The sequence below is a fragment of the Nocardia cyriacigeorgica genome (assembly GCF_010858045.1).
GTDB classification, from domain to species: Bacteria; Actinomycetota; Actinomycetes; order Mycobacteriales; family Mycobacteriaceae; genus Nocardia; species Nocardia cyriacigeorgica_E.
This window is the reverse complement of the sequence record NZ_JAAGVC010000054.1, coordinates 23,662-31,298: the sequence shown is the minus strand read 5'-3', so window position 1 is coordinate 31,298 and position 7,637 is coordinate 23,662. Positions and strand designations below refer to the sequence as shown.

General features: G+C 69.5%; 6 protein-coding genes. 3 read left to right on the top strand and 3 right to left on the bottom strand.

Annotated elements, in window-relative coordinates; all coding sequences use genetic code 11:
• The 3 genes from GV790_RS26755 to GV790_RS26745 form a co-directional block, all read right to left on the bottom strand.
• Nucleotides 1-1,656: serine/threonine-protein kinase (locus GV790_RS26755; RefSeq protein ID WP_375139429.1), on the bottom strand; the 1,656-nt coding region annotated here is incomplete at its 3' end.
• Nucleotides 1,657-1,731: 75 nt separating this feature from the next.
• Nucleotides 1,732-2,415 (bottom strand): response regulator, encoded by a 684-nt coding sequence (locus GV790_RS26750; protein WP_163817230.1) that lies wholly within the window; start codon nucleotides 2,413-2,415, stop codon nucleotides 1,732-1,734.
• A complete protein-coding gene (locus tag GV790_RS26745; RefSeq protein ID WP_163817228.1) occupies nucleotides 2,412-3,800 on the bottom strand; it encodes a sensor histidine kinase in 1,389 nt (462 codons plus the stop codon). Before GV790_RS26745 ends, GV790_RS26750 begins: the two co-directional genes overlap by 4 nt.
• Before the next feature lie 195 nt (nucleotides 3,801-3,995).
• Between GV790_RS26745 and GV790_RS26740 the strand changes: the two genes are divergently transcribed.
• The 3 genes from GV790_RS26740 (at nucleotide 3,996) to GV790_RS26730 (ending at nucleotide 7,596) form a co-directional block, all read left to right on the top strand.
• Nucleotides 3,996-4,316, top strand: a complete 321-nt coding sequence (locus GV790_RS26740) for a hypothetical protein (protein ID WP_163817226.1) — start codon at nucleotides 3,996-3,998, stop codon at nucleotides 4,314-4,316.
• 83 nt (nucleotides 4,317-4,399) lie between these two features.
• Nucleotides 4,400-5,107: an ABC transporter ATP-binding protein gene (locus tag GV790_RS26735; protein WP_163817224.1), complete on the top strand. Its 708-nt coding sequence runs from the start codon at nucleotides 4,400-4,402 to the stop codon at nucleotides 5,105-5,107.
• Complete coding sequence (locus GV790_RS26730; RefSeq protein WP_163817222.1) at nucleotides 5,104-7,596, top strand: FtsX-like permease family protein; 2,493 nt, start codon at nucleotides 5,104-5,106, stop codon at nucleotides 7,594-7,596. Before GV790_RS26735 ends, GV790_RS26730 begins: the two co-directional genes overlap by 4 nt.
• Nucleotides 7,597-7,637 lie beyond the last annotated feature (41 nt).

Genomic DNA, 7,637 nt, shown 5'->3' with positions numbered 1-7,637 from the left:
GTATCCGCCGGCCCGCGGGTCGGGGGCGCCGTAACCGGCGGGTTCGCCGTAGGGCGGGGGCGGGGGTGCGCCGTAACCGGCCGGCTGGGGATATCCCGGTGACGAGCCATAGGCGGGTGCGTGGCCGGGAGCCGGTTCCACCGGCGCGCCGTAGATCCGGGTTTCCTGATCGGCGGGGTAGCCGCCCGCGGGCCCGTCATCGGCAGCTCGGTCGTCGTCGGGGCGTGCGCCGAAGCCACCCGCGCCGTAGAAGCGGGTTTCCTGATCGGCCGGGTAGCCGCCGCGGTCTTCGTCGTCGCGGTACCCGGCGGCGCCGGGATGGCGGGCGGTGGGCGCGGATTCGGCGGCGCCGTAGACGCGGGTCGTCTCGCTGGGCGGGTACGGTGCGTCACCTCCGTCGTGGCCGCGCGGTGCGGTGCCGGACTCGCCGCCGGAGCCGGTGGACGCCGCTGCGGCGATCCCGCCCAGCAGGGTCGGCGCGGCCGGGCCCGCATAGTCGGGCAGATCGGGTCGCGCGGCGGGATCGACCGCGGGGTGCAGCTGCGCACCCTCGTACAGGTGCGCGTCGGGGAACGGGCGCACTTGCGGCACCGGCCCGGTTCCCGGCGCCACCCCGATCTCCTGGGTCGGCAGCGTGAACTGGGTTTCGGTCGGGCTCACCTCGGTCGGTCCGCTCGGACGGATGACGGGCAACGACACCTCGCCGGTCGACTCCGGCGCCACCGCGCTCAGCTCGCCGGTCCGCGACGGATCCGGCGGCCGCACCACCAAACGCGCGAAACCACCGGTCGCGGGCGCCGACCCGGCCGCGGGCGCACCCGCGGCGGCAGGCAGCGCGGCCCGGGCAGCGCGGGCGAGTTCGGCCGCGGTGGGGAACCTGTCGTTCGGATCCTTGGCCATGCCGCGCGCGATCACCGCGTCCAGCGCGGCGGGCACGCCGGGGCGTTGCACGCTCGGACGCGGCGGCGGTTCGGCCAGATGCGATCGGATCAGCACGCTCATGCTGGCCGCGGGGAACGGCGAGGCGCCGGTGAGGCATTCGTGCAGTACGCATGCCAGCGAATAGATGTCGGCGCGGCTGGTGACCGGGCCGATATCGAAGCGCTCCGGCGCCATATAGGTGTAGGAGCCGATGGCGACGCCGACCATGGTGATGGCGCTGTCGCCTTCGGTGTGAGCGATACCGAAATCGGCGAGGTAGGCGAAGCCCGCCTCGGTGACCAGGATGTTGGCGGGTTTGACGTCGCGGTGCACGAGTCCGTCGGCATGGGCAGCGTCGAGGGCCGCGGCGATCTGCTCGATGATCGACACCGCGCGATGCGGGCTCAGCGCGCCACTGGTCTGCAGGATGGTGCGCAGATCCGAGCCGGGAACCAGCCGCATGTCGATGAACAGCCTGCCGTCGATCACGCCCCAGTCGTGGATGGGGATGATGTGTGGTTCGGCCAGCCGCGCCGCGGCCTGCGATTCGCGCCGGAACCGGACCTGATACTCCGGATCCTGGGCCAGCTCGTCGGAGAGCAGTTTGAGCGCGACTACCCGGTCCTTGACCGTGTCGTAGGCCTCGTAGACCTCACCCATGCCCCCCTTGCCCAGCAACGACCGCAACTCGTACGGCCCGAACCGTTTTCCCACGTCGGACCCAGGTGCCACCACCGGTGTCAATCCTCCACTCCCGGGCGCTGGTCGCGGTCGTCTGCGACCGTGCGGTCCGGGACCGGAACCTGCCCGTCAAACAGTGGATTGTCCTGGTGAGACCACCCCGTGGTCAAACGCGAACACGATCGCGGCGGCTCGATCGCGCAAATCCAGCTTGCCGAATATGTGTCCGACATGGCTTTTCACGGTGACCTCTGAGATGCCGAGCTCACGAGCGATTTCGGAGTTGACCCGGCCGCGGCCGATGAGCTCGAGGACTTCGTACTCGCGGGCGGTCAGCTCGGCCAGCCTGGCATCCGTCGGTGTCGCCGGGCGCACCGTGCGATACGCCGACAGCACCCGGCCGGTCACCGCTGGGTCGAGCCAGGCGCCACCGCCTGCCACGGTGCGCACGGCGCGGATGAGATCCTCGGCCGGGGAATCCTTGAGCAGGAATCCGGCCGCGCCGGCGCGCAGCGCCCCGGAGAGCAGTTGATCGTCGTCGAAGGTCGTCAGCACCAGCACCGGCGGTGCATCCGGGCGCATCCGGACCAGCCGGGTCGCCTCGATGCCGCCGACCCGTTTCATCCGTAGATCCATCAGGATGACGTCGGGCGGTTCGGCCGAAATGGCGGAAACGACCTCGTCACCGTCGGCACATTCGGTGACGACGAAACCGTCGCGGCGGCGCAGGATCCGGCGCAGTCCGCCGCGAACCAACTCCTGGTCGTCGACCACCAGGACCGCGATCGTGGTCTCCGTTGCCGCAGTGGTCACGCGTTCTCCTGTCTTATCGGACCACTCGGCCCGAAGGCCACATCGTGGTCGCGCCGTCCCCTCGGTCCCAGGGTCACCGGCAGTCCGCCGGTCAACCACCCGCAGAGCACGCTCGTCCGTGGCGGAGCGTGCGGAAATCGCGCCTCGACCGACCAGCCGTCGCCATCCGGTCCCGCGGTCATCCGGCCGCCGAGCAGTTCGGCCCGATGGCGCATCCCCGTCAGTCCCATTCCTGTCCCGATCGTGAGCGAGCCGGCGGGCAGGGTGTTCGCGACGGCCAGGGTGACGGTCAGCGGATCGACCGTCAGCCGGAAACACACATCGGCGCCCGGCGCGTGCTTGGCGACATTGGCCAGCGACTCCTGGCCGATGCGGTAGAGCGCGAGACCGACGGCGGCGGAGACCGAGTCGAGGTCGCCGGTGATCTTCGCGTCGATGGACAGCCCGGCCCGCGCGAAATCATCGAGCAGGGCGGCGATGTCCTCGGCGCTCGGTTCGGCCAGATTCTTGGACGGCCCGTCCAGCAGCCCCACGGTGCGGCGGATATCGGCCATGGCCTGGCGGCCGAGACGTTCGGCGTCGGTCAGCGCATCGACGGCCTCGTCGACATCGCGGTCGGTCTGTAGCGAGTGCCGTGCGGCCGTGAGATGCAACAGGGTGACGCTGAGCGAATGCGCGATGACGTCGTGCACCTCACGGGCGATCCGCCTGCGTTCCTCGGCGGCCGCCTGGGCCGCGCGGATGCCCTGGTATTCGCGTTCCTGGTAGAGGAACCGCCGCTGTGATTGCAGCATGACGCCGACCATCCAGCCGAGCACGATGCCCAGTGCGTACATCGGCATGCCCTCGAGGGGCACCGAATCCTCGAGCCAGGGCAGTTTGCCGAAGCTGTCGAACATCACCAGCAGGCCGATCGAGACCACCACAAAGGGCACGCTGACCCGTTTCGAGGAGATCGCCGCGACCTCGCCCGCCGCGACGACCAGCACGAAGGGCGCGAAATCGGTCGCGACGGGCTGCGCGAGATACATCACGGTGGCGCCCAGCGAGGTGACCATCAGCTGGGCCGGGGTGGGTACCACACCGAGAAAGGCGAACAGCGGCAGCGAGGCGAACAACAGCGCCAGTGCCAGCAGCGGCAGCGCCGACGGGAAGTACTCGTGCCGCTGAACGGTGGCGGCGATACCGGTGAGCAAGAACGCCAGGTCGGCGATGATGACCACGCCGGGCGGATAGTCGAACGGCAATTCGTCGAGATTGCGCCGGAACACCGCCCAGGGGCTGCGTACGAAGGCCACGATCCGATCGCGGAGGCGCCCGCTCTCCCGGAACGGCGCCACCGGGCCGACGAACCCCGGCTCGGGTGTGACGCTGCTCGCACTCATCCTGCCAGGATATTCGCCCGGCCGGCTCCGGCACATCGTCCGGTGATCGGGCTGCCTCTCCACCCACGGTAGGAGAAGAATTCGCGTCCCTGGCACGACGACAACGCCGCGGCCGCGTTTGTAGCGTGAATCGACGCTCTCGAGTGGCGTGGCTCCCGCAAACCCGAAGACCCAGCTCACGAAAGGCCAGAAGCCATGACCTGGGAAGATCAGCACACCCGCATCGACATCATGCACACCGTGCTCGCTCGCGCTGCCATCGATCCGCACCGCCCCGATCTCTTCGACGGCCTGCCCGATCTCGACCGCCTCTTCGGTGGGCGGCAGGGGCTGCTGCTGGCGCTGCGCAACCGGTGGAACGTGCACTTGGAGGCCAAGCTGGAGGAAGCCCACGAACAGGGCAGGCCGCAGCTGGAGGCCTACCTCGAACTGTGCGCCGAACAGCCCGAACTCCATGCGCTGCTGGACGGCCCGAATCGACGCCACCCGAGCGCGGCCGAGGCGATGGCACGGTAGCGTCGCACCGGCCGATCCCGGAGGCGTCGTCGAACACGCGCCTACCCAACGAAATACACGCTAGAGAGAGGGCGGGGAACGCGATGACGCAACCAGCCGTGCTGGAACTGTCGAACGTCAACAAGGAGTATCTGGTCGGCGACCAGGTGGTACGCGCCCTCGACGGGATCAGCCTGGACATCGCGGCGGGCGAATTCACCTCGATCATCGGACCGTCCGGCTCGGGCAAGAGCACGCTGCTGCATCTGCTCGGCGCGCTCGACAGCCCCGACTCGGGTTCGATCCGATTCCAGGGTGAGGAGATCGGCAGCCTCGATGAGGAGCGTCAATCCGAATTCCGCAGGCACCGGGTCGGTTTCGTGTTCCAGTTCTTCAATCTGCTCCCGACGCTGTCGGCCTGGGAAAACGTCGCCATCCCGAAGTTGCTCGACGGCACCGGACTACGCAAGGCCAAGCCGCGCGCGCTGGAGCTGCTGGACCGGGTCGGCTTGGCCGAGCGGGCCGAACACCGGCCCGCGGAAATGTCCGGCGGTCAGATGCAGCGGGTGGCGGTGGCACGGTCGCTGATCATGGACCCGCCGCTGATCCTGGCCGACGAGCCCACTGGCAACCTCGATTCCAAGACCGGCGCCTCGATTCTCGAACTGCTCGGTGAGGTGGCCGGATCGGGCAATTCGGTGGTGATGGTGACCCACGATATGGGTGCGGTTCGCTACTGCGACCGGGTGATCACCCTGCGCGACGGCAAGATCGGCTCCGACGAGCGTGCCGAGCGGACGGTCAACGCATGATCCGCGCCGCATGGGATCGGCTACGGCTGTTCAATATCGGCGAACTCCTCGCCCACCGCGGGCGCACCATGATGTCGCTGACCGTCATGGGTGTCTCGGCCGGCCTGCTGGTTTCGGTCCTCAGCATCGCGGGCTCGGTCACCGGATCGGTCGACCGGCTCACCCGCGGACTCGGCGGCGATGCGGTCCTCGAGATCACCGGCATCACCGATGCCGGTTTCGAACAGGCGTTGCTCGCGCCGATCGCCACCACTCCTGGCGTGGAGCGTGCGGTGCCGATGTTGCGTGCCCAGGTGGGCACCGGTGCGGATCGCACGCTCCTGATCGGTGCCGACGCCTCCGTCGCCGCCCTCGGCAGCGAACTGGCCGGGCCGATGAGCGCCATGGCCGCGAAGCTGCTCTCGGTGCCCAACGGGGTGCTGGTCGGTGACGCGGTCGGCCGTGCCGAAGGTGAGCAGTTCCCGCTGGGGTCGGCCACCGTCACCGTCGCCGGGGTGCTCGATCCCGAGACCTCCGGCAAACTCAACTCCGGCCATATCGTGGCCGCACCGTTGCCGCTGGCGCAGAAGATCACCGATCGGGCCGGGCGGCTGGATTCGGTGCAGATCCTCGCCGCACCCGGCACCGATATCGAGGCGCTACGCGCCGCGCTGACCGACGCGGTCGATGGACGGGCTGTGGTCGCCGATCCCGGTTTGCGCACCGCGCAGGCCGGCGGCGCGATCATGATCGTGCGGTACTCGACGCTGATGGCCGCGGCGGCCGCGCTGATCGTGTCCGCGTTCCTCATCTACAACGCGATGAGCATGGCGGTGGCCCAGCGCAGGCCCACCCTGTCGCTGCTGCGCGCGATCGGCGGCAAACGCGGGCCGATGGTGCGCGATCTGCTGGTCGAGGCCGCCCTGCTCGGCTTGTTCGGCGGTGCGGTGGGCGCGGTGGTCGGCATCTTCATGGGCCGGGTCTCGATCGCGCAGTTGCCCGCGGCGATCGTGCAATCGGTCGAGGCCCGCACCGAATACATGGTTCCCGGGTACGCGGTACCGCTGGCGATCGCGGCGTGTGTGCTGGCCAGTGTCGCCGCTGCGGGTATCGCCGCACGTCAGGTGTACAAGGTGCAGCCGATCGAGGCGCTGGTGCCGATCGGGGTTGGGCGCAGCGATGCCACGAGTCCGGTGCTGCGCTGGGCCGCAGCCGTTCTCGGTATCGCGCTGGCCGTTGCGGCGGTCGTCATCGCGCGCACCGACCTCGGGCGCTTCTCGCTGGCCGCGATCTCACTGTCGTTCGGCGCGGCGGTGGCGCTGTGCTTCGCGGCGACCGGGCCGATCGTGCGAGCATCGGCCGTGGTGGCGCGCTGGTTCGGCGCACCGGGAGCGTTGGGCGCGACCACACTCGAACGCGCGCCGCGCCGGGTATGGGCGACGATGATGACGGTGATGATCGGCGTCGCGGCGACCGTGTCGACGGGTGGGGCGTCGAGCAATTTGGTCGACTCGGCGACGACCTCGTTCGAGGATCTCGGCGATACCGATCTGTACGTGAGCCCGGTGTCGATGGAGCAGTTCCCCACCGGGCCACTGCTACCGGAGGGCCTGGTGGACAAGATCGCCGCGCTCCCCGAGGTGGAGCAGGCACGCGCGGGACAGATGGCATTCGCGACCCTCGGTACCGGACGGGTGATGTTGCAGGGGTACCCCTCCGACGTCGTCACCCAGGTGCAGGGCGCGATCACGCCGGCCAGCGCCGAGCAGATGGGCACCGGCACGGGTGTGGTGCTCTCCCGCGATGTCTCGCGCTCGCTCGGCGCCGAGGTGGGCGACGAGTTGACGCTGCCGACCCCGACCGGCGACCACACGGTGCGGGTGGTGCAGGTGATCCCGTACTTCTCGGTGATCTCCGGCATCGTGGTGATGGATATTTCGCGACTACACGAGTGGTATCAGCGGCCCGGTGAGACCATCATCGGCATCGACCTGAAACCGGGCGTCGACGTCGCGGCGGCGAAGGCCGCGATCCGCGAGCTGGCCGGGCCGCAGTTGAGTATCCAGTCCGGAAGCGAAGCGGTGGACGCGATTTCGGCGAGCTTGCGGCAGGGCACGTCGATGAGCAACGCCATCCTGTGGATCGTGGTGCTGGTGGCGACGGTGGCGCTGCTGAACACCTTGATGCTGTCGGTGCTGGATCGGCGCCGCGAACTCGGTGTGCTGCGGGCCATGGGCACCGGCCGCAAGTTCCTGCTGCGCTCGGTGCTGGCCGAGGCGGCCGGCATCGGCATCACCGGCGCGGCCATCGGTCTGGTGGTGGGCGTGGTGGTGCAGTATCTGTCCACCATCGCGATCGGCCATGCGATGACCATCGACGTCGTGTGGGAACCGAGCCCGCTGCTGCTGGTCTACGGCACGCTCGCGCTGCTGCTGGCGCTGCTCGGCTCGATCCCGCCCGCCGTGCGCGCGGCGCGGATGCCGATCGTGGAGGCGCTGGCCGTCGACTGACGGGTGACGACGAACGGCCCGGTACGCGATCTGCCGCGCAC

What these genes read in the sequence shown, in the direction of transcription:
- GV790_RS26745 (WP_163817228.1), bottom strand. Translation starts at nt 3,800, where the DNA reads ATGAGTGCGAGCAGCGTCACACCCGAGCCGGGGTTCGTCGGCCCGGTG.
- GV790_RS26740 (WP_163817226.1), top strand. Translation starts at nt 3,996, where the DNA reads ATGACCTGGGAAGATCAGCACACCCGCATCGACATCATGCACACCGTG.
- GV790_RS26735 (WP_163817224.1), top strand. Translation starts at nt 4,400, where the DNA reads ATGACGCAACCAGCCGTGCTGGAACTGTCGAACGTCAACAAGGAGTAT.
- GV790_RS26730 (WP_163817222.1), top strand. Translation starts at nt 5,104, where the DNA reads ATGATCCGCGCCGCATGGGATCGGCTACGGCTGTTCAATATCGGCGAA.